This is a genomic window from Nonomuraea sp. NPDC001831 (assembly GCF_042892035.1).
Lineage (GTDB): Bacteria > Actinomycetota > Actinomycetes > Streptosporangiales > Streptosporangiaceae > Nonomuraea.
The window spans coordinates 61,415-87,681 of the sequence record NZ_JBIATU010000023.1 but is presented as its reverse complement, the minus strand read 5'-3'; the positions used below and the strand labels follow the sequence as shown (position 1 = coordinate 87,681).

Sequence of the window (26,267 nt, the reverse complement as noted above, 5' to 3'; positions counted from 1 at the left end):
GCCAACCGGCCAGTTACCGGGAGGTGGCACTTTGCGAACTCTGGAGTCCCCCGCGAGCCCGGGCGTAGCATGCGGGGGTGGAACGAGGGTGGGTGCAACCCCGTCCCGCCCTCGACCGGCGGCTCGACGGGGCGCTTACGCACAGGCTCACCACGCTCGTGGCCTCTACAGGCTACGGGAAGTCGATCGCGCTCGCCGGTTGGAGCCACGCCGTGGGCGGCGTCCTGCACCTGCTCGGGCCCGCCGACCGCGACCTGCCGACGCTGGCGGGCTCGGTGGCGTCGGCGCTGGCCGAGGCCGTCCCGGGGTTGCCCACCGACCTGCTGGCCGCGGCCGGGGCGCCGCTCGGCCCCGACGCCGACGAGCTGTCCAGGGCCGCCGCCCTGGCGGGCGCGCTGGCCGAGGCGCTGGCCCGGCGGCTGACCAGGGGGCTGGCGCTGGTCTTCGACGGCGTCGACGCGATCACCGGCGCGCCCGGCTCGGTGCGTTACGTCGAGACGCTGGTCCGCGCCGCGCCCCGGCACCTGCACCTGGTCACCGCCTCGCGGGCGCCGCTGCCGTTCCCGACGGCCCGGCTGCGCCAGGACCACGAGGTGCTCGACCTCGACGCCACCGACCTCGCGCTCACCCCGTCCGAGAGCGCGGCCTGGGCCAGGGAGCGGCTGGGCGAGCAGGGGGCGGGCATCGCCGCCAGGCTGCACGAGGCGTGCGCGGGCTGGCCGGCCGCCGTCCAGGCCGCCCTCGACGCGCTGGCCAGGGAGGAGCCGGCGAGCTGGCCGCGTACCGCGGCGAGCCTGGCCGCCAACTCGGCCACGCTCGAACACCTGACGCTCGCCGCGTTCAAGGACCTGCCGGCGGGCATGCGGGAGCTGCTGCGCGCGGCGACCGTCCTGCCGGTGCTGACGTCCGGGCTGGCCGCCACGCTCGGCGCGCCGCCCGACACGCTCGCGGCCCTGACCAGCCGCGGCCTGTTCATCGAGGCCGACCAGGACGGCCACCGGCTGACCACGACCAGCAGGCACGTCCTGGCCAGGCACGCCCCGCTCGACCGGCACGAGGCCCACGACGTGGCCGCCGTCGCCGCCCGCTGGTACGTCGAGCACGACCAGCCCGAGCTGGCCCTGCGCGCCGCCGTCGCGACCGCCCACCCCGACCTGGCCGCGTCGCTGCTCAACTCCCACGGCCCCCGCCTGGCCGAACGCGGCGACGTGATCGCGGCCCTCGACCTGCTGCCCGAGCAGGCCAGAGGCTCGCCGCCGATGCTCAGGCTGGCCGGCATCGCCGAGCAGAACCGCGGCCACTGGACCCGCGCCCACGACCTGCTGGCCCGCGTGGCCGACGGCCCCGCCTTCGACGCGTTCGTGGCCAGGCGGCTCGGCTTCATCGACCACCTGCGCGGCGACCTCGACGCCGCCATGACGATGTACGCCATGGGTCACGCCTACGGCTCGCCGCCCGCCGACGCCGCCATGTGCGCCGCCTCCATGGCCTCGGTGCTGTGGCTGAAGGGCGACCGGGCGGGCTGCGCCGAGCTGGCCGACCGGGCGCTGGAGCAGGCCGGCGGGCTCGGCGACCCCGGCGCGCTGGCGATGGCCAACACGGTCCTGGCCATGCTCGCCGCCCTCGACGGCGACCGCCGCGCCAACGACGCCTACTACCTGCGCGCCCTGGAGTACGCCGAACGCGCCGGCGACGTCGTCCAGCTCATCAGGATCCGGGCCAACCGGGCCTCCCGCCACCTGGACGAGGGCGCCTACGCCGAGGCGCTGGCCGAGACGGAGGCCGCGAGCAGGCTGTGCGACCTGGTGTCGTTCGCGCCGTACGCCGCGCTCAACGTGGCCAACCGGGCCAAGGCGCTGGTCGGGCTCGGCCGGCTGGAGGAGTCGGCGATCGACGCCGCCGACGCGGTGGCCAGGTGGGAGGCGATGGGGTCGCGGCTGGTCAGCGTCGGGCTGGTGCGGCTGGGCGAGATCCACGCGCTGCGCGGCGACCGCGGGCAGGCGGCCGCCGTCTACCGCCGGGTGATCGCCGAGACCGGCCCGCTGGGCGAGGTGCAGACCCGCTCCAACGCGCTCAACGCGCTGGCCGAGCTGCTGGCCGAGGACGATCCCGAGGAGGCGGCCGAGGTGGCCGAGCAGGCGCTCGCGTACGCCGGCGGCATCGCCGGGGTCTCCGCGCGGGTGGCCGCGGCGCACGTGGCCCTGGCCGCCGGCCGTCGTGACGAGGCCGCCCGGCTGGTCGGCGAGACCGAGCCGATCGCCGTGGAGCGCAGGGACCACGCGGCCCAGGCCGTGCTGCACGAGCTGCGCGCCCGGCTCGACGGCGATCCCGCGCAGGCCGACGAGGCGGTGCGCAGGTGGGCGGCGCTCGGCGACCCGATCGGGCGGGCCAGGGCCGAGCTGGTGCGGGCGGCCCTGTCGGACCCGGTGAGCGGGGGTGAGGTGGCCGTACGGGTGCGCGAGCGGATGCACGCGATCGGCTGCCGGGCGCTCGACGACCGGATCGACGAGCTGATCGCCCGCGCGGCGCCCGTGCCGGGGGCGGCGGTGGTGATCGAGACCATGGGAACGTTCCGGGTGCTGCGCGGCGCGGTGCCGGTCCCGCGTACGGCCTGGCAGTCGCGCAAGGCCCGCGACCTGCTGAAGATCCTGGTCAGCCGCCGGGGCGGCGCGATCAGCAGGGAACGCCTGGTGGAGATCCTGTGGCCCGAGCAGCGCGACGACGCGGTCGGGCTGCGGCGGCTCAACGTCATGGTCTCCACGCTGCGGGCGGTGCTCGACCCGGCCCACGAACGGCCCGCCGACGACGTCGTGGTCTCCGAGGAGGGCGCGCTGCGCCTGGACCTGACGCACGCCGACGTCGACGTGGAGCGCTTCCTCGACCTGACCGCCGGAGCCGTGCGGCTGGAGCAGGCGGGCCGCGCCGCCGAGGCGCTGGAGCGGTGGACGGCCGCCGAGAGCGCGTACGGCGGCGAGTTCTGCGAGGAGGACCCCTACGCCGACTGGGCGGTGGGCCTGCGCGAGCAGGCGCGGCTGGCCTACGTGCAGGCCGCCGCCCGGCTGGCCGTGGCGCGCACCCGCGAGCGGCGCTACGACGAGGCCGCCCGCTACTGGCTGCGCCTGCTGGAGCGCGACGGCTACGACGAGCGCGCCCACCTGGGCCTGGTGCGCGCGCTCGACCTGGCGGGCCGGCGCGGCGACGCCCGCAGGCGCTACCACCTCTACGCCGAGCGCATGCGGGAGCTGGAGGTCGAGCCCGCGCCCTACCCCACCTGAACCAGACCTGAACCGTCCGGGGTGATGGTGATCAGATGAGGACGGTCATCGTACGGCTGGTCGAGCCCGAGCAATCCGGCGGCCAGCTCCGCGGGCTGCTCGAAGAGGTGGGGGGCGAGCCGGTGCCGTTCAGCGGCGCCGACGCCGTGATCACCCTGTTGCTGAACGCGGCCGGCCTGAACCGCGATCCCGCCTGAACCTCGCGCGAACCTCGGCTCGCCACCATCTGTGGTGAGAGGAGGCACGATGAGCGAGCAGCTGGGGAGTGGATGGCCGTTCGTCGGGCGAGGGGGATCGATCGCGACCGTGCGCGCGGCGCTGCGGTCGGGAGCGGGCGCGATGATCGCCGGTGAGGCGGGCGTCGGCAAGAGCAGGCTGGCCGCGCAGGCGCTGGCCGGTCTCGACGGGTACGAGGTCGTGCGCGCGCTGGGCACGGAGACCGCGTCGATGATCCCGTTCGGGGCGTTCGCCCATGTGTTGACGGGGCCGCCGCAGGGCGGCGAGAACCTGCTGCGCTGGGCCGCGCGGCACCTGCGCAGGGGAGAGGGAGAGCTGCTGGTGAGCGTGGACGACGCCCACCGGCTGGACGCGGCGTCGGCGGCGCTGGTGCACTACCTGGCCGCGGGCGGGGAGGCCAGGGTGCTGGTCACGGTGCGTACGGGCGGCCCGCTGCCCGCGCCGGTGGCCGCGCTGTGGAAGGACGAGCTGCTGACCAGGGTCGAGCTGCCGCCGCTCGGCCGGGACGAGGTCGGCCAGGTGCTGGCGGGCGCGCTCGGCGGCGAGGTGGCGGAGGGGACCGTCCGGCGTCTGGCGGCCGTCACCGGCGGGAACGTGCTCTACCTGCGCGAGGTCGTCCATGCCGGGCGCACGTCCGGCTGCCTGGCCGAGTGCGGCGGCGAGTGGCGCTGGCGGGGCGAGCTGTCGCTGACGACCCGGCTGCGCGAGCTGGTCGCCGCCCGGATCGGCCACCTGGACCAGGACGAGCGGGAGGTGCTGGAGCTGGTGGCGTACGGCGAGCCGGTGGGCGCGGAGCTGCTGGTCGCGCTGACCTCGCCGCGCGCGGTGGAGCGGGTCGAGGCCCGCGGCCTGGTCACGGTCGCCGGCGACGGCAGGCGCGAGCAGGTACGCCTCGGCCACCCCCTGTACGGCGAGGTGGTCCGCGGCGACTGCGGCACCCTGCGGGCCAGGCGGCGGTTGCGGACGCTGGCCGAGGCCCTGGAGTCCGGCGGCCTGCGGCGGCGCGAGGACGAGCTGCGCGCGGCCGTCTGGCGGCTGGACAGCGGGTCGGCCGCGGCGCCGGAGATGTTGTTGTCGGCCGCGGGCCTGGCCTGGGCCAGGCGTGACCCGCGGCTGGCCGCCCGGCTGGCCAGGGCCGCGATCGAGGCGGGCGCGGGCGTGGCGGCGGTCGCGCTGCTCGGCCAGGTGCTGATGGTGCTGGGCGACCAGGACGCGGCGCTGACGGCGCTGCGGCAGGCGGCCAGGACCGCCGTCACCGAGGGCGAGCGCGCCCAGCACGCCTTCAGCCTGGGCATGAACCTCGCCTGGGCGGGCGCGGACGCCGAGGCGTGCCGGGTGCTCGACCTGGCCGCCAGGTCGCTGACCGAGCCGGCCTGGCGGCAGGAGGCGCACGTCTACCGGGGCGTCGCCGACTTCTTCGCCGGCCGGCTGGCCGGAGCCGCGGACGCGCTGGCGCGGGCGCGCGCCTGCGAGCCGATGACCGTGCGCGGCGCGGCGCACGCGGCCGCGCTGGAGTCCTGGACGGACGCCTACTCGGGCCGCACGGAGAAGGCGCTCGCCGTGGCCGGGCGGGCCCTCGCGGGCCGGGACGACTGGGACGACGACGCCCCGCACGCGCTGCCGGCGCTGCTGGACGCGCGCTGCGCCGCCCAGGTGTTCTCCGGCCGCCTGGACGCGGCGGCGCGGACGGCCGCGGAGGGCATGGAGCCGGCAGCGGCCGAGCTGTCGGTGTCGGGGTTCGGGGCGTACCGGGCGATGGTCGCCAGGCTGCGCGGCGACGCGGCCGGCGCGGCCCGCTGGGCCAGGCAGGACGCGGCCCGGCTGCCTCCCGGGACGCCGTACCGGGGGCGCTGCCTGGCCGAGCTGGCCCACGCGCGGGCGCTGCTGGGGGAGACGGCGGCGGCGCGGGCCGCGCTGGCCGAGGCCGAGGGGCCGGCCTCGCGGTGGGCGTTCACCCGCCAGCCGGTGTTGCAGGCCGCGGTGTGGGTGACGGCCTCGGCGGGCGACCTGGACCAGGCGGTGAGCCTGTGCCTGACGGCCGCCGGGCTGGCCGAGCGGCACGAGCAGTCCGGGTACCTGATGTTCGCGCTGCACGACCTGGTGCGGCTGGGCACGCCCGCCCTGGCGGCCCGGCGGCTGGCCGCGCTCGCCGAACGGGTGGACGGGCCGCTGGCCGGGCTGTTCGCCCGGCACGCGCGAGCCGCGGGCGACCCGGCCGAGCTGCGGGACGTCGCCGCCGAGTTCGAACGGCTCGGCCTGGTCCTGTACGCCGCCGAGGCCCTCGCCCAGGAGTCGGCGGCCCACCGCCGGGACGGCCGGGGCACGCTGGCCAGGGGTGCGCAGACCAGGGCGTGGGCGCTGGCCAGGCGGTGCCCGGGGGTCTCGACGCCCGCGCTGGTCGAGCTGGCCACGCCGGAGCTCACGCCGCGCCAGCGGGAGATCGTCAAGCTGGCGGCGGCCGGGCTGACGAACCGGCAGATCGCCGACCGGCTGACGCTGTCCACCCGTACGGCGGCCAACCATCTGCAGGCGGCCTACGAGAAGCTGGGGGTCAACGACCGCACGCAGGTGGGCCGCCTGCTGGCGGCGCTTTAAACAAGGCTCAGGAGGCCGGCGTACAGGGCCTGGCGGTCGTCGTCCGTCATGGCCCGGTACGGGTCGGCGGCCCGCCGGTTCGTCCCGGCCTCGATCGCGGCCCGGACGGGACCGTCCCTCAGCGCGACGATCCCGGCCGCGGTCAGCCCGGCCGCGCGCCAGGACTCGGCGTGCGCGTCGGCCCGGTGGTAGCGCAGCGCGGCGAGCCGGTTGAACAGCAGCAGGCCGGCGGGGGCGGCGTCCGGCTCGTACGGCGGCGCCATCACCTCCAGGGCGCCGCCCGGCACGCGTACGGCCCGGCCGAGCACCCCGCCCACCGACCCGGCCAGACCGGCCACGTCACGGCCCGCCCAGACGCGGCCGGCCGCCTCGGCGTGCGCGGCGTACAGGCCGTCCACGAACGCCCGTCCCTCGGGGGTGAGCCGCAACGCCCCGCCGGCGTCCCGTTCGAGCGTGCCCTCGCGCAGGTGGACGCCGACGCCTTCGGTGACGTCGCCGTACCGGTGGACGGCGGCGAGCGCGGCCGTGGTCACCGGGCGCAGCGGGAGCACGAAGCGCAGGTCGTTGAGCAGGCCGCAGGTCAGGCCGGAGCGCTCGGCCAGGTCCAGGACGGCCCTGCCGGCGGCGGCGTGCACCTCGACGTGGGCCGCGTCGATGACGGGGGCAATCGCCGCGGCGAACTCCTCCAACCCCTGAAATTTCGGCATTGAGCGTCATTATGGCGCTGAATCCGTAGCTCATCAGCAGGAAACCGTAATCGCCTGGCTCCAGGGTGAGGTCAACCGTCCGGCGTCCGCCGGTGTTCTTCCACCGCCCGGTTCCTCCCTTCCCTGGAGTCCCTGATGTCCCTCCGTCCTCGCTGGGCGGCCCTGCCCGTGGTGCTGGTCGCGGTGTTCATGACCACGCTCGACTTCTTCGTCGCGAACGTGGCCGTGCCCTCGATCCGCGCCGACCTGGGAGCGGGCGACGCGGCGAGCCAGTTCGTGGTCGCCGGTTACGGGCTGGCGTACGCGGCGGGCCTGATCGTCTCCGGGCGGCTCGGCGACCTGTACGGGCCGCGCCGCCTCTTCGCCGCCGGGCTGGCCCTGTTCACGCTCGCCTCGGCGGCCTGCGGCGGCGCGCCGGACGCCGCCGCGCTCGTGCTCGCCCGGGTGGCGCAGGGCGTCGCGGCGGCGCTGCTCGCGCCGCAGGTCCTGACGCTGATCGGGACGTTGTTCCCGGGCGCGGGCCGGGCCAGGGCGTTCGGCTGGTACGGCACGGTGGTGGGCCTGGCCGGGATGAGCGGCCAGGTGGTGGGCGGGCTGGTGGTGGCGGCCGACCCCCTCGGGCTCGGCTGGAGGGCGTGCTTCCTGGTCAACGTGCCGATCGGCCTGGCGGCGCTGGCGCTGACCGGGCGGCTGGTCCCCCGCGTCGCCGGGGTCGGGTCGCGTGCGGGGCTGGACCTGCCGGGCGCGGCGCTGGTCGCGGCGGGGCTGGCAGGCGTCGTGCTGCCGCTGGTCCAGGGCCGCGAGGAGGGCTGGCCGCAGTGGACGTGGCCGTGCCTGGGCGGCGCGGCGCTCATGCTGGCGGCGTTCGTCCGGCGGCAGCGGCGGCTGGCGGCGACCGGCCGGGAGCCGCTGCTGGACCTGGCGGTGTTCGGCGAGAAGGGGTTCACGGCCGGGCTGGCGGCGGTCGCGCTGCTGTTCGGCACCTCCGCGGGACTGTCGTTCGTGCTCGCCCTGCACCTCCAGGACGGCCTCGGCCTCGGTCCGCTGGCCGCCGGGGCGGTGTGCACCGCGCTGAACGTGGGCTTCTTCCTGGCCTCGCCGCGCGCGGCCCGGGTGCCGCGCCCGGCCGGTCCGCTGGCGCTGCTGCTCGGGCTCGGGCTGCTCCTCCAGGCGGGGGAGTCGCCGTACCTGGTGGCGGGCGCGCTGCTGGTGGCGGGCGCGGGGATGGGGCTGGTCATGTCGCCGCTGCTGTCGTCGGTCCTCGCGTCCGTACGCCGGGAGCGCGCGGGCGCGGCGGCCGGGGTGCTGGGGACCGTGCAGGAGACCGGCGGCGTGCTCGGCGGGACGATCACCGGCGCGGTGTTCTTCGGCTCCCTGGACGCCGGCTGGCCCGCGGCCACCAGGGCGGCCCTGCTCGTGCTCATCGTGGGCGCGCTGGGCGTCCTGGCCCACTCGGTACGCCGCCACCGCCGCCCCCGCCGCCCCGAGCCGTGCCCGGCGATGTCCCTGGAGCCGAACCGCTGATCACGGGGGCGTCCGGGGCGTCAGCCGTACCGGCCGGCCGTGGGCGGGCGCAGGGCGGCGGCCAGGTCGTCGGCCAGGCGCGGCAGCTCGTCGGGCCGCAGCGTGGAGACCGTCAGCCGCAGCGCGGGCGGCGTGCGGACGCGGTTGCGGGCGCCGGGCGCGGCGGCCCAGCCGAGGCCCAGCAGCCGGGTGACGGCGGTGGTCTCGTCGGCGACCGGGACCCAGACGTTGAGCCCGCTGCGGCCGTGCGCCCGCAGGCCACGCGCGGCCAGCGCGTCGATCAGGCCGTCCCGCCGACCGGCGTAGGCGGCGGCCACGGCCGCGGTGTCCACAGCCTGTGCACGCCACAGGTGGGCGACCGCGCGCTGCAGCAGATGGCTGACCCAGCCCGCGGCCAGCCGCTGCCGCCCGCGCAGCCGGTCGAGCGTGACGGGATCGCCGGTGACCAGCGCCAGCCGCAGGTCGGGGCCGAGCGCCTTGGCCGTCGAGCGGGTGAGCAACCAGCGGGTGGTCACGCCGGCCAGGGGATGGAGGGGGAGGTCCACCAGGCTCGCGCCGTGGTCGTCCTCGATCAGCACCACGTCGGGACGGGTGGCGAGCAGGGCGCGCAGGTCCGCGGCCCGCCGGGCGGTGACGGCCGCGCCGGTGGGGTTCTGAGCGCGGGCGGTGATCACCACCGCTCGCACGCCCGCCCGCAACGCCCGGTCCAGCTCGTCCGGCAGCGGGCCCTCGTCGTCCAGGCGCATCGGGACCGGCCGCAGCCCGAGGGCGGCGACCAGGTCGAGCAGGGCCGTCCAGCCGGGGTCCTCGACGCCGATCGCGTCGCCGGGACGAAGGTGGGCGTTCAGGACGCGTTCCACCGCGTCGAGGGTGCCGGAGGTGATCGCCAGCGGCGCGGCGGGCACGCCGTCCGCGCGCAGACGGGTGGCGGCCAGCGAGAGCAGCTCCTCGTCGTCGCCCGTGCCGTACATGGCCGGACGCTGCTCGTGCGCCCTGGCGGCGGCGGCGAGCGCCTCGTGCAGCGGCGGCAGCAGGGCCGGGTCGGGGTTGCCGTGCGACAGGTCGCGCACGCCGGGCGGCACCTCGACGCGGATCTCCTCGCGGGTCGTGGTGGCCGGGCGCGGCCGGACCCGCGTGCCGCGCCGGCCCGCCGTCTCGACGATCCCGCGCTCCCGCAGCAGCCGGTACGCGGCCGCGGCGGTGTTCGGGCTGACCTCGGCCGTGGCGGCCACCTCGCGCACCGGCGGCAGGTGCGTCCCGGGAGGCAGCAGGCCCGCGGACACGGCGGCCTCGACGCCGGCCGCGATCTCGCTGGCCGTCCCACCGGCGATCCTGTATGTTTCTGACACAAAGTACATTATGTACTAATACAAAGCTCGGCGGGAGGGTTTCACGTGCTCATTCATCCCTGGGACGCGGCACGGGACGACGACGAGTGGCGCACCTGGCTCGCCACCCGCGACTTCGGCCAGCTGGCCGCGAACGGCCCCGGCGGCGGCCCGCCCGTCGTCGTCCCCACCCACTTCCTCTTCGACGCCGCCGCCGGGGAGGTGCTGCTCCACCTGGCCAGGCCCAACCCGGCGTGGGCGGCGATCGAGCGCGATCCGGCGGTCCTGCTGAGCGTGCACGACGACTACGCCTACATCCCCGGCGGCTGGCGGACGGGCGACCCCGAGACCGGCGTGCCCACCAGCTATTACGCCTCCGTCCAGCTCACCTGCCGGGCCGAGGTGGTGGACGACCCCGAGGGCAAGGCCGAGATCCTGCGCCGCCAGCTCGCCCACTTCCAGCCCGACGGGGCGCACGGCGTCGTGGCGGCCGGCGAGGGTCCGTACCACCGGCAGCTGCCCGGCCTGCGCGGGCTGCGGCTGGCGGTGGTGGAGGCGCGCGCCAAGTTCAAGTACGACGGCCGCCAACCCGTCGAGGTCCGCGAGCGCGTCGCCGGCCTGCTGGCCGAACGCGGCCTGCCGGGCGACGCCGGAGCCAGGGAGCAGCAGCTCAGGCGGATGACCGAGCGCTGACCCAGGACCCCGCGGCCGAGGTCGGCCGTCACGGACACCAGCATTGGCAGCCCACGTCTCATTGCTCTTAGTATTTGACGACTCACACAGAGCGATGCCGACGGAGAGGGCCCCACATGCAGTCGCCGGACGGTCCGGGCCGGGAGCAGGTGCTCGACTGGGTCGAGCGGGTGGCGGACTTCGTCTCCGACGAGTGGGGGCTGGCCCCGATCACCGGCCGCGTCCTGGGCTGGCTCATGGTCTGCGACCCGCCCGCGCAGACGGCGTCCGACATCGCCGACGCCATCGGCGCAAGCCGCGCTTCCCTGACGACGACCATGCAGCTCCTCACGTCGATCCGGCTCGTCCACAGGCTGCGCAGGCCGGGGGAGCGCAACGTCTACTACCGGATCGAGGACGACGCCTGGTCGAAGGTCCTGCGCCAGAAACTGGCCGCGTTCACGGCCTTCGACGCGCTGGCCGAGGAGGGCCTGCGGCTCGGCTGGACGGACGAGGCCCAGACCGCCCGCATCCGCTCCGCGCACGACTCCATCGCGGCCGTCGCCACCGCTCTCGACAACCTGTGGAAAACCGACGAGCCTGTGGATAACTAGCCGTCGGCGTCCGGGTACTGGAAGACGTCGTCCAGGGGCACCCGGAACACCCGGGCGATCTGAAAGGCCACCTCAAGAGAGGGTGAATACCGGCCCTGCTCGATGGCGATGACGGTCTGCCGCGTGACACCCACCCGCTGGGCCAGCTCGGCCTGCGTCATCTCCCCGTGCGCGAACCGCAGAGCCCTGATGGAGTTGGTGACCTTGGTCGGTTTGCCCATGCCTACAGGCCCCTCCGGTAGGCGAGCAGCCGCAGCGGGGTGGCCACCAGAGTGGACAGGACGAGTGCGGCGTAGATGGCGTTGGCGATCCAGAAATGGTCGGCTTCCGCCATGGTCAGGCCAAGGGGGACCATCATGGAGGCGGCGAGGACGACGCCTCCGACATGTTGGGCGGAACGGTTGATTTCCCTGTCTCGCACGTCGCTCTTGTGACTCTCGCTGGGCTTCACGATCTCGACCACGATACGGCCCGCGACGGACAGGACGACGCTGATCCCGATCGCCCACGCCATCGGCGCGACATAGGGGACGGCGCTGAGCGGGCCGTCGCCGGCCCGGCTCAGGATGACGATGACGTAGGCCACGTAGGCGCCGGCCGTCGCCACGAGATAGACCCAGGCGCCCTTTTCCTCGTACGACATCACAAGCAGGCAAGGTAAAACGATCCAGACATCGTGTCAATGATTTCAGACTTGTCCACCACTGTGGACAACTGTCCCCAACCTGTGGATAACTTCGCGCCATCTGTGCGGCCGTCCACGGGAGCCCTTCCGCGCCGCGCACCTCGCCGCGGGCTGGGCGCCTCACCGCGGGCCGGGCGCCTCGCCGCGGGCCGGGCGCCTCGCCGCGGGCCGGGCGCGTCGCCGAGGCGAAAAGCCTCCGCCGGGGCGGGCCCGTCCACCATGCTTGCACCTGTCTAAGGACAGGAGGCCAACCTTGCGCTACTTCCTCGAGGTACCCCTCGACGACGGCGGCACCGTGCTCGTGGAGGTCAACGATCAGCCCGGCGACGAGCCGCTTCCCGCCGGACGGGCCCGCGCGGCCGTCGAACGCATGCCGGAGGCGCTGGGCGCGGGCCTCCAGCGCGTCCAGAGCTTCGCCGGCGACGTTCTGCGCCGCATGCGGTCATGCCCGGAGCCGCCGGACGTGGTCGCGGTCGAGTTCGGGATGAAGCTGACCGCCAAGGCCGGCGTGGTCGTCGCCGAATCGACCGGGGAGGCGCACCTCAAGGTCACCGCGGAATGGCGGAAACCGGAAGGCGGCTGACCCGGCCTTCCCGCCAAGCCTGGTCAGGTCACGCCTTGATGGCCGTGCCCTGCGCCGAGACCAGCCGGTGGCGTCCGTCGGGGCCGAGGGCGTACACGTGCGTGTACCGGCTGCCGGCGCTGAACGTGCTGCCGTCGGGGTTCGTGAAGTTCATCCCCGTACGCCCCACGACGATCCCGACGTCCCCGATCACCCGCACGATGGCCTCGTCCGGGAACGAGTCGATCTTCGGGAACCGCAGGCCTCCCGACTTCACCAGGTCGAGCAGGACGTCCTTGCCGGCGACCGCCCCGTCCTCGACCCCCACCAGGACGAAGTCGTCCGCCAGCAGGTCCATCAGGCGGTCGTGGTCGTTGGCCACCAGGGCGTCGAAGAAGCTCTGGTCCAGCTCGACCAGGGTGGTGCGGTGGGTGCTCACGGGCGTCGTCCGTTCTCGTCGATGTGCGGGCCACGAGGGTAGACGTTGACGCCGGTGGCAAGGTCAAACCGTCAGGCCGCGAACCGCTTCAGCAGCAGCTCCAGCCTGCGTTCGTGCTGCTCGGCCGGCAGCCGCTTGCCGCGCATGAGCGTGACCAGCCCGTGCAGGGCGGCCCAGTAGGTCTCGGTGAGCAGGGGCAGGTCCTCACCCTCGCCGGCGTGCGGGCGCAGCCCCTCGACCAGCTCGCCGAACGCCGCGTGCAGGGCCGCGGGAGCCTCCGGCGTGGCGAACGGCAGGTCGACGTTCTGGCTGAAGATGACGTCGTAGAGCGCCGGACGCCGCTCGGCGAACGCCGTGTAGGCCGCGCCCACGGCCGCGAGGGCGCTGCCGGCGTCCGGAGCCGAGGTACGGGCCGCGCGCAGCTCGTCCGCGAGGATCACGCAGCCCTCCACGGCCACGGCCGCCATGATCGCGCCCTTGCCCTTGAAGTGGCTGTAGAGCACCGGCTGGCTGTACTCGATGCGCTCGGCCAGCCGCCGCGTCGTCACCGCCTCCCAGCCCTCCGCCTCGGCCAGCTCGCAGGCGGCCGTGATGATCAGCTTCTCGCGTTCCGCACGTTCGCGCTCCCGGCGCGCCTGAATCGACATGCTCCCGATCCTAGCATCGCTAGCGCTTCTGTCATCGTTCTGCTAGCGTCGTCCTCGTTCCTAGCAACGCTAGCTTCTGGAGACGGACATGCTCACCACCCTTGCCTACGGCCTCGCCATCGCCCTCAACCTGCTGGTCGTGCTCATCGGCGCCCGCTTCCTGTTCGTCCCGGTCGCCGCGGCCGCCGGATACGGCGTCCCCGCCAAGCAGGACGGCGACCGCGCCTACCTGACCATCAAGGGGCTGCGCGACGGCACGTACGGGCTGCTCGGCCTGGCCCTGCTGGCCTTCGTGGGCGCCCGGGCCGAAGCCTGGTTCATGCTGATCGTCGCGCTGCTCCCCCTGGGCGACACCCTGATCGTGCTCCGCAACGGCGGCACCAAGGCGGTCGCCTTCGGCGTGCACTTCGCGACCGCCGTCGCCCTCCTCGTCAACGCCGCCCTGCTCTTCGCCGTGTGACCCGGCGATCCCAGAGCTATCCCGCCGTCGCCGTCCGTACGTCCCGCTCGATCTCCCGCCGGGACGTGCGCAGCGGCGAGAACCACATGACCACCGGACCGGCCAGCATCCCGGCCGAGAACACGACCAGCGTGCCGCGCATGCCGATCAGGCCGGCCAGCGCCCCGGCGAGGACCGCGCCGACCGGTGTGGCGGCCCAGGTGAGCCAGCGGGACGTGGCCGCCAGCCGTCCCTGCATCTCCCTGGGCGTCAGGAGCTGCCGCAGACTGCGCTGGGTGCTCTGGAAGACGAGCGTGACGATGATCATCAACGTCCACGAGACGCCCACCACGACCTGCCCGGCCAGTCCCGGCCCCACCAGCCCGATCGACCCGCTGCACAACGGGTACGCGAAGGCGGCCCCGAGCAGCACGCGCGGCATGCCGTACCGGTCGGTGAGCGGCCCCGCGATCGCCCCGGCCGCCAGCCCGCCGGCCATGCTCACCCCGAACACCAGGCCGGTCGCCAGTCCCGACCAGCCGAGCTCCCGTACGACGTAGTTGACCTCCAGCGCGCCCAGCCCGGCGATGCAGAAGCTGACCGTGGCCATGTAGAGCACCAGCGGCCCGATCACACGATGACGGACGACGTACCGCAGCCCCTCCCCGATCTGCTCGCGCAGCCGAGGGGCCCGCTCCTTCCGCTCCGGCCCGGCCTCCGGCAACCGGATCAGCGCGAGCGCGAGCGCGCCTGCCAGGTAGGACAGAGCGTCGGCGAGCACCGCCTTGGCCGGCCCGAACAGCGAGATCAGCACCCCGCCGACCGGCTGCCCCGCCATCCCCGCCACCGTGACCGTGCTGGTGAGCTTGGCGTTCCCCGCCATCAACCGCTCGGGCCCGAGCAACGTCAGCGGGTACGTCTGGTAGGCGGGCGTGAAGAACACCTCACACGTCGCCACCACCAGCGCCACGGCGTAGAGCTGCCCGAGCGTGAGCCCGCCGGCCACGGCCGCCAAGGGGATCGTCCCCATCGCGCACCCGGAGACCAGGAACGTGACGATCATCACCGGCCGCTTGCGCCACCGATCGCTCAGGGCCCCCGCCGGCAACGACGCGAACAGCACCGGCAACCGCCGCGCCGCCGCCAGCAGCCCGAGCTCCACCGGCGAGGCGTCCAACATGAGCCCCGCGACCAGGGGTAACGCCAGGTAGGAGATCTCGTTCCCGAACGAACTGGTGGTCTGGCTGCTCCCCAGGAGCACGAAATCCCGCTGCCGCCACAACGATCCCGCCCTCGACATCCGCGACATTCTGCCACCGCGCCTGGGGTTCCGGTGCTAACTCGCCAACCACCCGAAGTCCGGCGCCGGGACGTCGAGGACCGTCCCTTCACGGATGTGCCAGCATCGTGCCTGGCCGCGCTCGTCGGTGAGCACGAAGACTCCCCGCGGCCGGTCCCCGTCCTCGTCCACCGGCGGCAGGGCGGCCAGTCGTTCGACCTTGGCCCGGATCTCGTGCAGCGCGCCCTCCCGGACGTCGCCGCCGTAGAACAGGTAGAGCGTCCAGTTGAAGGGTTTCGCCGGCCACGCCCACCCGCCGGAGTAGGGGTCGTCGTCCCCGATGATGCGCTCGGCGTCCGGCTTCTGAGCGAACCCCAGCTCAACCCACCCTCTGACCGAGACGTACATCCCCATGCAGCCGATCCTACGAACCGAGCCGCCGTCGATCAGGGGCCGCGTTGCGTCAATGCTGACTCTGCGGCGGCTTCCAGATGAGAACGGCCCATCTGGCCCCTTTGGGCGCCTCCACCTTGACGCTACGGACAGCCACGTCGTCGGGGATCGTGCTGACGCGTACACCCCCAGGGCCGGCAGAGCACTGATGAGGAAGCTGAGTTTCGCCGACGCGGACAATTATCGTCCCGCTTGCTCGCACGCAGTCGACCTCCAGGCGAAACGATGTGCCCATCCGGATTTTCGTGGACCAGCGGTCACTCCGCCCCTCATCGACATGTCGAAGCAACACCTTGCCTTTGGCGCTTTTCGCAAGGTCTGCAAGCGGGCGATCCACAGGGCGAGGATCGATCACGAAGCGAGGTGACGGTTCTGCCTGCCGTCCCGGAAACGAAATCGCACAACCGGCCATGAGCGACGAGACGACGACAACGGCCACCACGTATGTGCGCATGCCACCCCTCAGTTGATCAAACCGCGACAAGGCTACGCCAGCACCACCAGCCCCCCTCGTAGGCAGTGTGGACGTCCACGCGAGGAGGCCAGGTACTACGCGCCGGGCAGGACCATCGTGGCGGCTCATCCCGACGGCGTGCCCTCCGGCGCCTACACCGGTCTCGTCGACGAGGCCATCCCGATCGACGCCGGCATGTACCGGAACCCCGCACGCCTGGACGTGACGCGCATGAAATACAGCAAGTAGGAGGCGAGTCCGCACGCTCCCGCCGTTCTACCCGAGTAGGTCCTCAGCCGGGTGCGGCCGTGGAGGATCGGGGATCGAGTGACGGACCGTCCGACCCGCCACTATTCACCCCAGCCCGCAATTCCCCACGCCAAGCGCCGCCCGGCCGGCGTCAATACGAATGGACCCCTGTCACCTGATGATCTCGGCGGCACATTGATGGCGAACACTCAAAAGGCCGTCTCCCGATCTCCGGGAAACGGCCTCTGAACTGAGAAAATCTGTGGGGCTACCAGGACTTGAACCTGGGACCTCTTCCTTATCAGGGAAGCGCTCTAACCGTCTGAGCTATAGCCCCGCGCACACCGAACGGTATCGCATTCCCCTGGGGGGAGGCGAACCAGTTGTTCGGACGAGAAAAGCTTACCGTGTCCGACGGGCTGCTCGTGCCGTACCAGCCACCCCGGTACGGCACGAGCCCCCGCCCGAACCTGCTATTCGGCCTCGCTGAACGTCACCTCAACGCCCCCGACCAGGTCGGAGGCGATGTTGTAGATGACCGCACCGAGCGTGGACAGAGCGGTGATCAGCACCACGTTCACGGCGCCGATCAGCGCGGTGTACCCGAGGATGCGCACCGGCTCGAACCACGAGGCGATGTTGATCGGGATCGAGCTCTGTCCCTGCTCACCCTTGCCGAGCTGGTTGACCAGGTCGACGAGTGAGTCGAACACCCCCAGGGCCGACAGCACGCCGTACAGGACGGCCACTGCCACGAAGAGCACCACGAAGCAGACCAGTGACACCACGAAGCTGAACTTCATGGCCGACCACGGCTCGATGCGGCGCAGCACCAGGTGTGCCTTGCGGGGCAGCCTGGACCCCGCGTTGTTCGACGACTTCTTCTTGGGCATCTCGACGGGCGGAGGTGCCTCGCTGGTGAGCGACGGACGGATGCGCACCGTCTCGTTGCCCTCCGCCTGCGGCTCGTCCTTGGAGCGGGGCTGAGCGGCGGCGCCCTTCGCGGGCGTCCTGTCCTGCTCGCCGTCAACCGAACTGAAGATCTCCGGCTCAGCGGACTTCTTCGGCTGCTGTCCGTTACCCGACGCCGCCTGGGCTCTGGCGGTGCCACCCTGGGCGCTCATGACTTACTCTCCTCCCCCGTCTTCCTCATTCTCCACCGGAGTCTCCAACGACTCCGCGTTCCGGGCGAGGGCAACCACGCTGTCGCCTTCGGCGAGGTTCATCAATCGCACTCCCATGGTCTGGCGGCCGGACTGCTTGATCTCGCCGGCACTCGTCCGGATCACCCCGCCGGCGGACGTGATCGCGAAGACCTCGTCCTCTGGGTTGACCATGACGGCTCCGACCAGCTTGCCACGGGAACTCACGATTTTCGCAGTCAGCACGCCCCTACCGCCACGTCCTTGAACTGGATACTGCTCCACTGGCGTCCGCTTTGCGTACCCAGCCTTCGTGGCGATAAGCACATCTTGACCGTCGGCGATGCGATTCATGGCGAGAAGTTCGTCTCCTTCGAGGAACCTCATGCCGATGACACCGCTGGTCGCGCGGCCCATGGGCCGCAGCGCCTCGTCGGAGGCGGTGAACCTGATCGACTGCGCGCCCTTGGAGACGAGCAGCAGATCGTCGGTCTCGGAGACCAGGCGGGCGCCGATGACCTCGTCGTCCTCGCGCAGGTTGATCGCGATCAGACCGCCCGACCTGGGGGAGTCGTACTCGGACAGGCGCGTCTTCTTGACCAGGCCGCTGCGCGTGGCGAGCACCAGGTAGGGGGCGACGTCGTAGTCGCGGAGGTCGAGAACTTCCATGACTGTTTCGTCGGGCTGCATGGCCAAAAGGTTCGCGAGATGCATGCCACGGGCGTCACGCCCGGCATCAGGCAGCTCGTACGCCTTGACCCGGTACACCCGGCCCTTGTTCGTGAAGAACAGCAGCCAGTGGTGCGTCGTGGTGACGAAGAAGTGGTCGACGATGTCGTCCTGGCGCAGCTGGGCGCCGCGGACGCCCTTGCCGCCCCGCTTCTGCGCCCGGTAGAGGTCGGTACGGGTGCGCTTGGCATAACCGCCGCGGGTGATCGTGACGACGATCTCCTCCTCGGCGATGAGGTCTTCGATCGACATGTCGCCGTCGTAGGCGATGATCTCGGTCTTGCGCTCGTCGCCGTAGCGGTTGACGACCTCGGTCAGCTCGTCGCCGATGATCTCGCGCTGGCGGGCCTCGCTGGCCAGGATCGAGTTGTACTCGGCGATCTGGGCCATCAGGCCGTCGTACTCGTCCTGGATGGCCTGCCGCTCCAGGGCGGCCAGCTTGCGCAGCTGCATGTCCAGGATGGCCTGCGCCTGGACCTCGTCGATCTCCAGGAGCCCCATGAGGCCCTGCTGGGCGTGCGAGGCCGACTCCGAGGCCCGGATGAGGGCGATGACGTCGTCGAGCCGCTCAAGGGCCTTCAGCAGCCCGCGCAGGATGTGCGCGCGCTCCTCGGCCTTGCGCAGCAGGTAACGCGTCCGGCGGACGATGACCTCGACCTGGTGGGCCACGTAGTGGCGGATGAACTGGTCGAGCCGCAGCGTGCGCGGCACGCCGTCGACCAGCGCCAGCATGTTGGCGCCGAAGGTGTCCTGGAGTTGGGTGTGCTTGTACAGGTTGTTGAGCACGACCTTGGCGACCGCGTCGCGCTTGAGCACGATCACCAGGCGCTGCCCGACCCGCGAGGAGCTCTCGTCGCGTACGTCGGCGATGCCCGAGAGCTTGCCCTCGCGCACCAGCTCGGCGATCTTCAGCGCCAGGTTGTCCGGGTTGACCTGGTAGGGAAGCTCGGTGACGACGAGCGCCTGCCGGCCCTTGTCCTCCTCGACCTCGACCACCGCGCGCATGGTGATCGAGCCGCGCCCGGTGCGGTACGCGTCCTCGATGCCCCGGCGTCCGACGATCAGCGCCTTGGTCGGGAAGTCGGGCCCCTTGACCAGCCTGATCGAGGCTTCCAGCAGCTCCTCGTCGTCGGCCTCGGGGTTCTCCAGGTACCACCTGACGGCGGCCGAGACCTCGCGCAGGTTGTGCGGCGGGATGTTGGTGGCCATGCCGACCGCGATGCCGCCCGAGCCGTTGACCAGCAGCTGCGGGAACCGCGCCGGCAGGACGTCGGGCTCCTGCGACTTGCCGTCGTAGTTCGGGCGGAAGTCGACGGTGTCCTTGTCGATGTCGCGCAGCATCTCCATGGCGATGGGCGCGAGCTTGCACTCGGTGTACCGCATCGCGGCCGCCGGGTCGTTGCCCGGCGAGCCGAAGTTGCCCTGCCCGTCGACCAGGGGATAGCGCAGCGACCACGGCTGGGCCAGGCGGACCAGCGCGTCGTAGATCGAGGTGTCGCCGTGGGGGTGGTAGGTGCCCATCACGTCGCCGACGACGCGGGCGCACTTGAAGTAGCCGCGGTCGGGACGGTAGCCACCGTCGTACATCGCGTAGAGCACCCGCCGGTGCACCGGCTTGAGGCCGTCGCGTACGTCCGGCAGCGCCCTGGACACGATGACGGACATCGCGTAGTCCATGTAACTGCGCTGCATCTCGGACTGGATGTCCACCGGTTCGATGCGGTCAGCCGGGGGAGTGGTGTTCACGTCCGTCACAGGTTCAGGTCCTTCTTAAACGTCGAGGAAGCGAACGTCGCGCGCGTTGCGGATGATGAAGTCGCGCCGCGCCTCGACGTCCTCGCCCATGAGCACGCTGAACAGGTCGTCGGCCTGGGCCGCGTCGTCGAGCGTGACCAGGCGCAGCAGTCGCGTCGCCGGGTTCATGGTGGTCTCCCAGAGCTGGCCGGCGTTCATCTCGCCGAGGCCCTTGAACCGCTGGACGTTGTCCCGCGGGCGCGGGTCTGCCTTGCCCTGCGCGATGCCGTCGTTGATGACCGCGTCGCGCTCGGCGTCGGAGTAGGCGTAGGAGGCGTCCTCGCCCTTCCGGTCCCACTTGATCTTGTAGAGCGGCGGGCAGGACAGGTAGACGTGCCCGGCCTCGATCAGCGGCCGCATGAACCTGAACAGCAGCGTCAGCAGCAGGGTGTTGATGTGCTGGCCGTCGACGTCGGCGTCGGCCATCAGGATCACCTTGTGGTAACGCAGCTTGGCGATGTCGAACTCGTCGTGCACGCCGGTGCCCAGGGCGGTGATGAGCGCCTGGACCTCGTTGTTCTTCAGGACCTTGTCGATCCGCGCCTTCTCGACGTTGAGGATCTTGCCGCGGATGGGCAGGATCGCCTGGAAACGCGAGTCGCGGCCGCCCTTGGCCGAGCCGCCGGCCGAGTCGCCCTCGACGATGAACAGCTCGCACTTCTCCGGGTCGTTCCACTGGCAGTCGGCCAGCTTGCCGGGGAGGCCGCTGCCGGACTCCAGGAGCGACTTGCGCCGGGTCAGGTCGCGGGCCTGGCGGGCCGCCAGCCGGGCGCGGCTGGCCTGGAGCGACTTGTTGATGATGTCCTTGGCCTCGCCGGGGTTGCGCTCGAACCAGTCGCGCAGGTGGTCGTTGCAGGCCTTCTGCACGAACGACTTGGCCTCGGTGTTGCCCAGCTTGGTCTTGGTCTGGCCCTCGAACTGCGGGTCGGACAGCTTGACCGAGATGATCGCGGTCAGGCCCTCGCGGACGTCCTCGCCGGAGAGGTTGTCGTCCTTGCCCTCCTTGAGGAACTTCTGCTCGCGCGCGTAGCGGTTGACGATGGTCGTCAGCGCCGCGCGGAAGCCCTCCTCGTGGGTGCCGCCCTCAGCCGTGTTGATCATGTTGGCGAATGTGTAGACCGACTCCGAGTAGGAGTTGTTCCACTGCATGGCGATGTCGACCGCGATGCCGTCGCCCTCTTCCTCGAAGGCGACGATCGACGCGTGCGCCGCCTCCTTCTTGGCGTTGAGGTGCTTGACGAAGTCGGCCAGGCCGCCCTCGTAGTGGTATTCGACCGTGTGGGGCTCGCCGTTGACGTGGTCGGGCCGCTCGTCGGTGAACGTGATCGTCAGGCCCTTGTTGAGGAAGGCCGTCTCCTGGAACCGGCGCGAGAGCGTCTCGTAGTTCCAGGTGGTGGTCTCGAAGACGTCGGGATCGGGCCAGAACGTGATCGTCGTGCCGGTCTCGTCGGTCTCCTCGCCCTGGGCCAGCGGCGCGGTGGGCTTGGAGTGCTCGTAGCGCTGCCGCCAGTAGTGGCCGTTCTGCTTGACCTCGACGTCCATGGCGGTGGACAGCGCGTTGACGACGGCCGAGCCGACGCCGTGCAGGCCGCCGGAGACCGCGTAGGACTGGCTGTCGAACTTGCCGCCCGCGTGGAGCGTGGTCAGCACGACCTCGACGGCCGAGCGCTTCTCCACGGGGTGGATGCCCGTGGGGATGCCACGGCCGTTGTCGACCACGCGCACGCCGCCGTCGGCCAGCAGCGAGATGTCGATCCTGGTGGCGAAACCGGCCAGCGCCTCGTCCACCGCGTTGTCCACGATCTCGTAGACGAGGTGGTGCAGGCCGCGCTCACCGGTGGAGCCGATATACATACCCGGGCGTTTGCGAACCGCCTCAAGTCCTTCGAGTACGGTGATTGAGCTAGCGTCGTAGGACAACTGCGAAATCCTCCTGCCGCGGACACGCGGCGGGGGAGGCCGTCAACTTCATGCTGCCCCTACCGTGCCCGTCACCGTCGTGAGTGCCCCGATGCGCGGTCACCCGGGGGAGTCGGCTTACTGCCGGGGTGACACGCAAGCGGACGTGTCCGGAATCCTTTTTCATTCTACCGCTTCCCGGAGCCCGTGGTGGCAATACACGCGCCTGTGATGCGCCCTAGCTCGATTTGCCCCCCACTCAAGCATCCCCCCTTCGGAAAGGGGGCTTATCGCGTCTGCGGCTGTCTGATCGCCCCCGGCGCCTAACCATAGGTGTCGCCGGGGCCTCTGCTTCCGGTCACCCGCAAACCCCCTGTGGGCCGGGGTGCGTTCTGCGGCCCCCTGACCTTGACCTTTGTCACCGAACCGTCACCCAGCTCCTCGTTGAGCCTGCGGATGAGGGTGCGCGCGAGCAGCCTGACCTGCGTCGCCCAGGCCGTGGAATCGGCCGCGATGAGCACCTCGCCCTCGTCGAAGGACTCCGGCCGGGTGTGGGCGGCCAGGTCGGGGCCGACGATCTCCTTCCACCGGCCGAACACCGCACCGACGGCCGCCGAGCGCTCCCAGCCGCGGTCGGCCAGCAGGTCGGCGATGGCCCGGCCGAAGAGCTGGGGATCGCCGGCCTCCCGGCGCGGGCCGGCCTTGCGCCTGGGCTCGCGGCGCGGGAGCTGGCCGCGCTTGGCCGCGTCGGCCTTCGCCTGCGCGAGCTTCTCCCTCGCCATGGCGGCCCCCCTGGCCGCCGCGTTGTGCTGCTCATCGGACACGGGTCACGCTCCCCTCAGCGACGTCGAAACGGGCCCCCGCCAGCTCCTTCGGCACGTCGTCGGGCACGGCGGCGGTGATCAGCACCTGTTCGGCCGGCGCGACGATCTCGGCCAGCCTGCGCCGGCGCTGGCTGTCGAGCTCGGCGAACACGTCGTCGAGGATCAGCACCGGGTCGCCGCCGTCGGCCCGCAGCAGGTCGTAGGCGGCCAGCCGCAGCGCCAGCGCGAACGACCACGACTCGCCGTGGCTGGCGTAGCCGCGGGCGGGCAGGTCGCCGAGGCCCAGGATCAGGTCGTCGCGGTGGGGGCCGACGAGGGTGACGCCCCGTTCCAGCTCGGCCTGGCGGACCTCCGACAGCCGGTCGCGGAGCTGCTGTTCAAGGGTTTTCCCCAAGTCTGTGGATAACGTCTGCGCCTCGGGAGATCCCCGCTCACCGGCGACTTCGTCCTCCGCGCCGTCCCCACCTGTGGACAACGTGCTGCGGTAGGCCAGCGTCGCGGGGGCGCTCGTGGGGGCCAGCGCGGCATAGGCCCCGGCCACCAGCGGGCGCAACGCCTCGATGAGCTCCAGCCGCGCCCGCAACAGCTCCGCGCCGTGCCTGGCGAGGTGGGCGTCCCACACCTCCAGCGTGCTCAGGACGTCGCCGGCGCCCGCCGCGGCGAACGCGGTGTCGCTCTCCGCCCGCCGGGCGCTCCTGCTGCCCCTGCGGGCCTGCGCGGCCGTGCGCAGCAGGGCGCCGCGCTGCTTCAGCACCCGGTCGTAGTCGGCCCGGACCCCGGCGAACCTGGGGGCCCTGGCCACGAGCAGGTCGTCGAGGAAACGGCGGCGCTCCGACGGGTCGCCCTTGGACAGCGCCAGGTCCTCCGGCGCGAACAGCACCGTGCGCAGCAGCCCGATGACGTCGCGCGGCCTGGACACGGGGGAGCGGTTGAGCCGCGCCCGGTTGGCCTTGCCCGGGTTGATCTCCAGCTCCACCAGCGCCCGCCGGTCGTCCCTGTGGACGGCGCAGCGCACGATGGCCCGCGCGGCACCCCGCCGCACCAGCGGCGCGTCGTTGGCCACGCGGTGGCTGGAGTGCGTCGCGACATAGCCGAGGGCCTCGACCAGGTTGGTCTTGCCCTGGCCGTTGGGCCCGACGAGAGCCGTGACGCCCGGTTCCAGACCGAGCTCCACGGACGCGTAGGACCTGAAGTCGGTCAGCGAGAGGTGGGCGACATGCACCCCACGAAGGTTAGTCCGCCGCGGGGGCCGCCCGTGTCACCGGCTTGCCGTCCTGTGGAAAACCTCGGGCTTCCCCGGACGGCCTGTGGACCACCGACCGGACCGACCGGCCGGACCCCGGCTGGGCTGGTCGGCCGGGCTACTCGGCTTCGCGCGGCGGGGCCACGTCGGCGCCGGGCGAGTCGGCGCCCTTGCCGGTGCTGCCCTCGGTCGAGGTGATCGCGTGGCCGCCGAACTGGTTGCGCAGCGCGGCGACGACCTTCATCGCGGGGGAGTCGTCCTGGCGCGAGGCGAACCGCGCGTAGAGGGCCGCGGTGATCACCGGCAGCGGCACGGCGTGGTCGACGGCCGCCTGGACCGTCCAGCGGCCCTCGCCGGAGTCCTGGGCGTAGCCGCGGAGCTGGTCGAGGTGCTCGTCGTCGTCGAGCGCCCGCACCATCAGGTCGAGCAGCCAGGAGCGGATGACGGTGCCGGTGCGCCAGCTGCTGAAGGAGCCCCTGACGTCCTTGACGACGTCGGACGCCTCCAGAAGCTCCCAGCCCTCCGCGAACGCCTGCATCATGCCGTACTCGATGCCGTTGTGGACCATCTTCGCGAAGTGGCCGGCGCCGACGTCACCGGCGTGGACGAAGCCGTCCTCGCCCTCGGGCTTGAGCGTCTCGAAGATCGGCATGAGCCGGTCGACGTCGGCCTGATCGCCGCCGCACATGAGGGCGTAGCCGTTCTGGAGCCCCCACACGCCGCCGCTCACGCCGCAGTCGACGAAGCCGATGCCCTTCTCGCGCAGCTCGGCGGCGTGCTTCTGGTCGTCCACATAGTGTGAATTACCGCCGTCGACGACGATGTCGCCCTCGTCGAGCAGCTCGCCGAGCTCGTCGACCGTCTGCTGGGTGGGCTTGCCCGCGGGAACCATGACCCAGACCGCGCGCGGCGCGGACAGCCGTTCGACCAGCTCCTTCAGGCTGGCCACGTCGCTGATGCCGGGGTCGCGGTCGTAACCGACCACCTCATGGCCGCCGCGGCGCAGCCGCTCGGCCATGTTGCCGCCCATCTTGCCCAGTCCCACCATGCCGATCTGCATGACGCTCCTCTACCCCCTTGTCAGGCTTCCATCATCCCCGATGACGGGATCAGCCCGACAGGCGGATGGGCATGATCAGGTAACGGTAGTCCGTACCTGCGCCTTCGTCCACAGGCTTGCCCCCGGTGAGGATGGCGGGTTTGGTCGAGGTCGTCATCTGCAGGCGCGCCACGTCGGAGTCGATCGCGCCGAGCCCCTCCAGCAGGAACTGGTGGTTGAAGGCGATGTTCATCTCCTCGCCCTCGTAATCCACAGGCAGTGCCTCGACGGCCTGCGCCTCGTCGCCGCTGCCGGCCTCCAGCACGACCTCGCCGCTCTTGAACGCCAGGCGTACGGGGGTGTTGCGCTCGGCGACCAGGGCCACGCGCTTGACCGCCTCGACGAACGGGCCTGTGGACAGGTCGGCGCGCGCGGAGAACTCCGTGGGCAGCAGCGAGCGGTACTTGGGGAACTCGGGGTCGAGCAGCCGCGTCGTGGTGCGACGGCCCGCGCTGGAGAAGCCGATCATGCCCTCGCCGGTGCCGCCGGCCGAGCTGAGCGCGATCTCCACCTCGGCGCCGGTGGTGCCGAGTGCCTTGGCGGTGTCGGCGAGCGTCTTGCCGGGGATCATCGCGATCGCGGCGAAGTCGGGCTGGCCCGGCTGCCACTTGAGCTCGCGCACGGCGAGCCGGTAGCGGTCGGTGGCGGCGAGGGTGACGGTGTCGCCCTCGATCTCCATGCGCACGCCCGTGAGCATCGGCAGCGTGTCGTCCCGGCCCGCCGCGACGGCGACCTGGCTGACGGCGGAGGCGAACACGTCGCTGCCCACCCGCCCGGCGGCCGGCGGCATGGCCGGGAGCGACGGGTAGTCCTCCACAGGCATGGTCAGCAGGGTGAACCGGGCGCTGCCGCACGTGACGACGGCCTTGGCGCCTTCCACCACGAAGTCCACAGGCTGTGCGGGAAGCGCGCGCGTGATCTCGGCGAGCAGCTTGCCCGAGACCAGGACGACGCCCGCCTCACCGGTGTGGAGTTCGAGCGTGACCTCGGCGGAGACCTCGTAGTCGAACCCCGACAGCTTGAGCTGCTGGCCCTCCGTCACCTCCAGGCGCATGCCGGCGAGCACGGGCACCGACGGGCGCGCCGGGAGACTGCGTGCCGTCCATGCCACCGCCTCAGCGAGGACGTCTCGCTCGATTCGGAACATCACGGTGATCAGCCTCCTGGGTTCGTCGTTGATTCAAGTGTTCACTCTCCCGCACCGCGGTTCGGGGAGAACCCCTCTATGGGTCTTTGATTTTCTTAGTAAGAGAGATAAGAGGTCATCACACTAGGGGCTGTGGGAACTGTGGACAACTGATGTCCTCGCAGCTCAGTGCCCCTGTTTTCATCCACCGAGGGTGTGGGTGACGCCTGGGGGAAACTTCGCCGCCTGGGG

Annotated in this window: 24 protein-coding genes and 1 tRNA gene; 9 read left to right on the top strand and 16 right to left on the bottom strand. The window is 72.2% G+C overall.

Annotated features, from left to right (window positions below; all coding sequences use genetic code 11):
• Positions 1-77: 77 nt before the first annotated feature.
• From ACFYYW_RS44590 to ACFYYW_RS44580, 3 genes are read left to right on the top strand one after another with little or no spacing between them, the layout of a single operon-like run.
• Positions 78-3,275, top strand: a complete 3,198-nt coding sequence (locus ACFYYW_RS44590; RefSeq protein ID WP_387659458.1) for a BTAD domain-containing putative transcriptional regulator — start codon at positions 78-80, stop codon at positions 3,273-3,275.
• Positions 3,276-3,310: 35 nt separating this feature from the next.
• On the top strand, positions 3,311-3,472 hold the full coding sequence (locus ACFYYW_RS44585) for a hypothetical protein (protein ID WP_185844989.1): 162 nt from the start codon (positions 3,311-3,313) through the stop codon (positions 3,470-3,472).
• Positions 3,473-3,521: 49 nt separating this feature from the next.
• The gene (locus tag ACFYYW_RS44580; protein ID WP_387659454.1) at positions 3,522-6,107 is read left to right on the top strand and encodes a LuxR C-terminal-related transcriptional regulator; all 2,586 of its coding nucleotides are present in this window, start codon (positions 3,522-3,524) and stop codon (positions 6,105-6,107) included.
• Here the strand turns inward: ACFYYW_RS44580 and ACFYYW_RS44575 are convergent.
• Positions 6,104-6,814, bottom strand: coding sequence for a hypothetical protein (locus ACFYYW_RS44575; protein ID WP_387659451.1), 711 nt, complete (start codon positions 6,812-6,814; stop codon positions 6,104-6,106). The two genes, ACFYYW_RS44580 and ACFYYW_RS44575, sit on opposite strands and share 4 nt — an antisense overlap.
• Positions 6,815-6,949: 135 nt before the next feature.
• Here ACFYYW_RS44575 and ACFYYW_RS44570 point away from each other — a divergent pair, with 135 nt between their 5' ends.
• Positions 6,950-8,338, top strand: a complete 1,389-nt coding sequence (locus ACFYYW_RS44570) for an MFS transporter (protein WP_387659448.1) — start codon at positions 6,950-6,952, stop codon at positions 8,336-8,338.
• A 20-nt stretch (positions 8,339-8,358) separates the two neighbouring features.
• Here ACFYYW_RS44570 and ACFYYW_RS44565 read toward each other — a convergent pair whose 3' ends face one another.
• Positions 8,359-9,696 (bottom strand): aminotransferase class I/II-fold pyridoxal phosphate-dependent enzyme, encoded by a 1,338-nt coding sequence (locus tag ACFYYW_RS44565; RefSeq protein WP_387659445.1) that lies wholly within the window; start codon positions 9,694-9,696, stop codon positions 8,359-8,361.
• Positions 9,697-9,732: 36 nt separating this feature from the next.
• On the opposite strand from ACFYYW_RS44565, the gene ACFYYW_RS44560 reads away from it, so the two are divergent.
• Together ACFYYW_RS44560 and ACFYYW_RS44555 are read left to right on the top strand one after the other, a co-directional pair.
• Entirely contained in the window at positions 9,733-10,359 is a 627-nt protein-coding gene (locus ACFYYW_RS44560; protein WP_387659442.1) for an FMN-binding negative transcriptional regulator, read from the top strand.
• Between the two features lie 116 nt (positions 10,360-10,475).
• A complete protein-coding gene (locus ACFYYW_RS44555) occupies positions 10,476-10,952 on the top strand; it encodes a GbsR/MarR family transcriptional regulator (RefSeq protein WP_387659439.1) in 477 nt (158 codons plus the stop codon).
• Here ACFYYW_RS44555 and ACFYYW_RS44550 read toward each other — a convergent pair.
• Positions 10,949-11,173: a helix-turn-helix transcriptional regulator gene (locus ACFYYW_RS44550; RefSeq protein WP_352324570.1), complete on the bottom strand. Its 225-nt coding sequence runs from the start codon at positions 11,171-11,173 to the stop codon at positions 10,949-10,951. The genes ACFYYW_RS44555 and ACFYYW_RS44550 overlap by 4 nt on opposite strands.
• A 2-nt stretch (positions 11,174-11,175) precedes the next feature.
• Positions 11,176-11,595 (bottom strand): hypothetical protein, encoded by a 420-nt coding sequence (locus tag ACFYYW_RS44545; protein WP_352324569.1) that lies wholly within the window; start codon positions 11,593-11,595, stop codon positions 11,176-11,178.
• A gap of 295 nt (positions 11,596-11,890) precedes the next feature.
• Between ACFYYW_RS44545 and ACFYYW_RS44540 the strand changes: the two genes are divergently transcribed.
• Complete coding sequence (locus ACFYYW_RS44540) at positions 11,891-12,220, top strand: CU044_2847 family protein (protein WP_352324568.1); 330 nt, start codon at positions 11,891-11,893, stop codon at positions 12,218-12,220.
• Positions 12,221-12,248: 28 nt separating this feature from the next.
• On the opposite strand, the gene ACFYYW_RS44535 is transcribed toward ACFYYW_RS44540, so the two are convergent.
• Both ACFYYW_RS44535 and ACFYYW_RS44530 read right to left on the bottom strand, forming a co-directional pair.
• The gene (locus ACFYYW_RS44535) at positions 12,249-12,638 is read right to left on the bottom strand and encodes a YybH family protein (RefSeq protein ID WP_387659435.1); all 390 of its coding nucleotides are present in this window, start codon (positions 12,636-12,638) and stop codon (positions 12,249-12,251) included.
• Positions 12,639-12,709: 71 nt separating this feature from the next.
• A complete protein-coding gene (locus ACFYYW_RS44530; RefSeq protein ID WP_387659433.1) occupies positions 12,710-13,285 on the bottom strand; it encodes a TetR/AcrR family transcriptional regulator in 576 nt (191 codons plus the stop codon).
• Positions 13,286-13,373: 88 nt separating this feature from the next.
• Between ACFYYW_RS44530 and ACFYYW_RS44525 the strand changes: the two genes are divergently transcribed.
• Positions 13,374-13,745, top strand: a complete 372-nt coding sequence (locus ACFYYW_RS44525; protein ID WP_352324565.1) for a DUF4267 domain-containing protein — start codon at positions 13,374-13,376, stop codon at positions 13,743-13,745.
• 16 nt (positions 13,746-13,761) lie between these two features.
• Here the strand turns inward: ACFYYW_RS44525 and ACFYYW_RS44520 are convergent, their stop codons facing one another.
• Together ACFYYW_RS44520 and ACFYYW_RS44515 are read right to left on the bottom strand one after the other, a co-directional pair.
• Positions 13,762-15,024, bottom strand: a complete 1,263-nt coding sequence (locus ACFYYW_RS44520) for an MFS transporter (RefSeq protein WP_387659430.1) — start codon at positions 15,022-15,024, stop codon at positions 13,762-13,764.
• Positions 15,025-15,060: 36 nt separating this feature from the next.
• Positions 15,061-15,417: a hypothetical protein gene (locus tag ACFYYW_RS44515; RefSeq protein ID WP_352324563.1), complete on the bottom strand. Its 357-nt coding sequence runs from the start codon at positions 15,415-15,417 to the stop codon at positions 15,061-15,063.
• Between the two features lie 610 nt (positions 15,418-16,027).
• Between ACFYYW_RS44515 and ACFYYW_RS44510 the strand changes: the two genes are divergently transcribed.
• Positions 16,028-16,159 carry a hypothetical protein gene (locus tag ACFYYW_RS44510; RefSeq protein WP_387659426.1) on the top strand — a complete coding sequence of 44 codons (132 nt, stop codon included), beginning with the start codon at positions 16,028-16,030 and terminating at the stop codon, positions 16,157-16,159.
• A 263-nt stretch (positions 16,160-16,422) separates the two neighbouring features.
• Here the strand turns inward: ACFYYW_RS44510 and ACFYYW_RS44505 are convergent.
• The 8 genes from ACFYYW_RS44505 to dnaN form a co-directional block, all read right to left on the bottom strand.
• Positions 16,423-16,496: transfer RNA gene (locus tag ACFYYW_RS44505), tRNA-Ile, on the bottom strand.
• Positions 16,497-16,632: 136 nt separating this feature from the next.
• Positions 16,633-17,283, bottom strand: a complete 651-nt coding sequence (locus tag ACFYYW_RS44500; RefSeq protein ID WP_352324560.1) for a DUF3566 domain-containing protein — start codon at positions 17,281-17,283, stop codon at positions 16,633-16,635.
• Positions 17,284-17,286: 3 nt separating this feature from the next.
• Positions 17,287-19,785, bottom strand: a complete 2,499-nt coding sequence (gyrA, locus tag ACFYYW_RS44495; protein ID WP_387659424.1) for a DNA gyrase subunit A — start codon at positions 19,783-19,785, stop codon at positions 17,287-17,289.
• Between the two features lie 15 nt (positions 19,786-19,800).
• A complete protein-coding gene (gene gyrB, locus ACFYYW_RS44490; protein WP_352324558.1) occupies positions 19,801-21,744 on the bottom strand; it encodes a DNA topoisomerase (ATP-hydrolyzing) subunit B in 1,944 nt (647 codons plus the stop codon).
• A 302-nt stretch (positions 21,745-22,046) separates the two neighbouring features.
• Positions 22,047-22,547: a DciA family protein gene (locus tag ACFYYW_RS44485; protein ID WP_352324557.1), complete on the bottom strand. Its 501-nt coding sequence runs from the start codon at positions 22,545-22,547 to the stop codon at positions 22,047-22,049.
• A complete protein-coding gene (gene recF, locus ACFYYW_RS44480) occupies positions 22,537-23,769 on the bottom strand; it encodes a DNA replication/repair protein RecF (protein ID WP_352324556.1) in 1,233 nt (410 codons plus the stop codon). Before recF ends, ACFYYW_RS44485 begins: the two co-directional genes overlap by 11 nt.
• Positions 23,770-23,908: 139 nt before the next feature.
• Positions 23,909-24,850 (bottom strand): phosphogluconate dehydrogenase (NAD(+)-dependent, decarboxylating), encoded by a 942-nt coding sequence (gene gnd / locus ACFYYW_RS44475; protein WP_352324555.1) that lies wholly within the window; start codon positions 24,848-24,850, stop codon positions 23,909-23,911.
• 49 nt (positions 24,851-24,899) lie between these two features.
• A complete protein-coding gene (dnaN, locus tag ACFYYW_RS44470; RefSeq protein WP_387659418.1) occupies positions 24,900-26,039 on the bottom strand; it encodes a DNA polymerase III subunit beta in 1,140 nt (379 codons plus the stop codon).
• Between the last annotated feature and the right edge of the window lie 228 nt (positions 26,040-26,267).

Excerpts from the sequence above, each read along its gene's own strand:
- ACFYYW_RS44585 (WP_185844989.1), top strand. The coding sequence starts at position 3,311 with ATGAGGACGGTCATCGTACGGCTGGTCGAGCCCGAGCAATCCGGCGGC.
- ACFYYW_RS44580 (WP_387659454.1), top strand. The coding sequence starts at position 3,522 with ATGAGCGAGCAGCTGGGGAGTGGATGGCCGTTCGTCGGGCGAGGGGGA.
- ACFYYW_RS44575 (WP_387659451.1), bottom strand. The coding sequence starts at position 6,814 with ATGCCGAAATTTCAGGGGTTGGAGGAGTTCGCCGCGGCGATTGCCCCC.
- ACFYYW_RS44570 (WP_387659448.1), top strand. The coding sequence starts at position 6,950 with ATGTCCCTCCGTCCTCGCTGGGCGGCCCTGCCCGTGGTGCTGGTCGCG.
- ACFYYW_RS44565 (WP_387659445.1), bottom strand. The coding sequence starts at position 9,696 with ATGTACTTTGTGTCAGAAACATACAGGATCGCCGGTGGGACGGCCAGC.
- ACFYYW_RS44555 (WP_387659439.1), top strand. The coding sequence starts at position 10,476 with ATGCAGTCGCCGGACGGTCCGGGCCGGGAGCAGGTGCTCGACTGGGTC.
- ACFYYW_RS44550 (WP_352324570.1), bottom strand. The coding sequence starts at position 11,173 with ATGGGCAAACCGACCAAGGTCACCAACTCCATCAGGGCTCTGCGGTTC.
- ACFYYW_RS44545 (WP_352324569.1), bottom strand. The coding sequence starts at position 11,595 with ATGTCGTACGAGGAAAAGGGCGCCTGGGTCTATCTCGTGGCGACGGCC.
- ACFYYW_RS44530 (WP_387659433.1), bottom strand. The coding sequence starts at position 13,285 with ATGTCGATTCAGGCGCGCCGGGAGCGCGAACGTGCGGAACGCGAGAAG.
- ACFYYW_RS44525 (WP_352324565.1), top strand. The coding sequence starts at position 13,374 with ATGCTCACCACCCTTGCCTACGGCCTCGCCATCGCCCTCAACCTGCTG.
- ACFYYW_RS44520 (WP_387659430.1), bottom strand. The coding sequence starts at position 15,024 with ATGTCGAGGGCGGGATCGTTGTGGCGGCAGCGGGATTTCGTGCTCCTG.
- ACFYYW_RS44515 (WP_352324563.1), bottom strand. The coding sequence starts at position 15,417 with ATGGGGATGTACGTCTCGGTCAGAGGGTGGGTTGAGCTGGGGTTCGCT.
- ACFYYW_RS44500 (WP_352324560.1), bottom strand. The coding sequence starts at position 17,283 with ATGAGCGCCCAGGGTGGCACCGCCAGAGCCCAGGCGGCGTCGGGTAAC.
- gnd (WP_352324555.1), bottom strand. The coding sequence starts at position 24,850 with ATGCAGATCGGCATGGTGGGACTGGGCAAGATGGGCGGCAACATGGCC.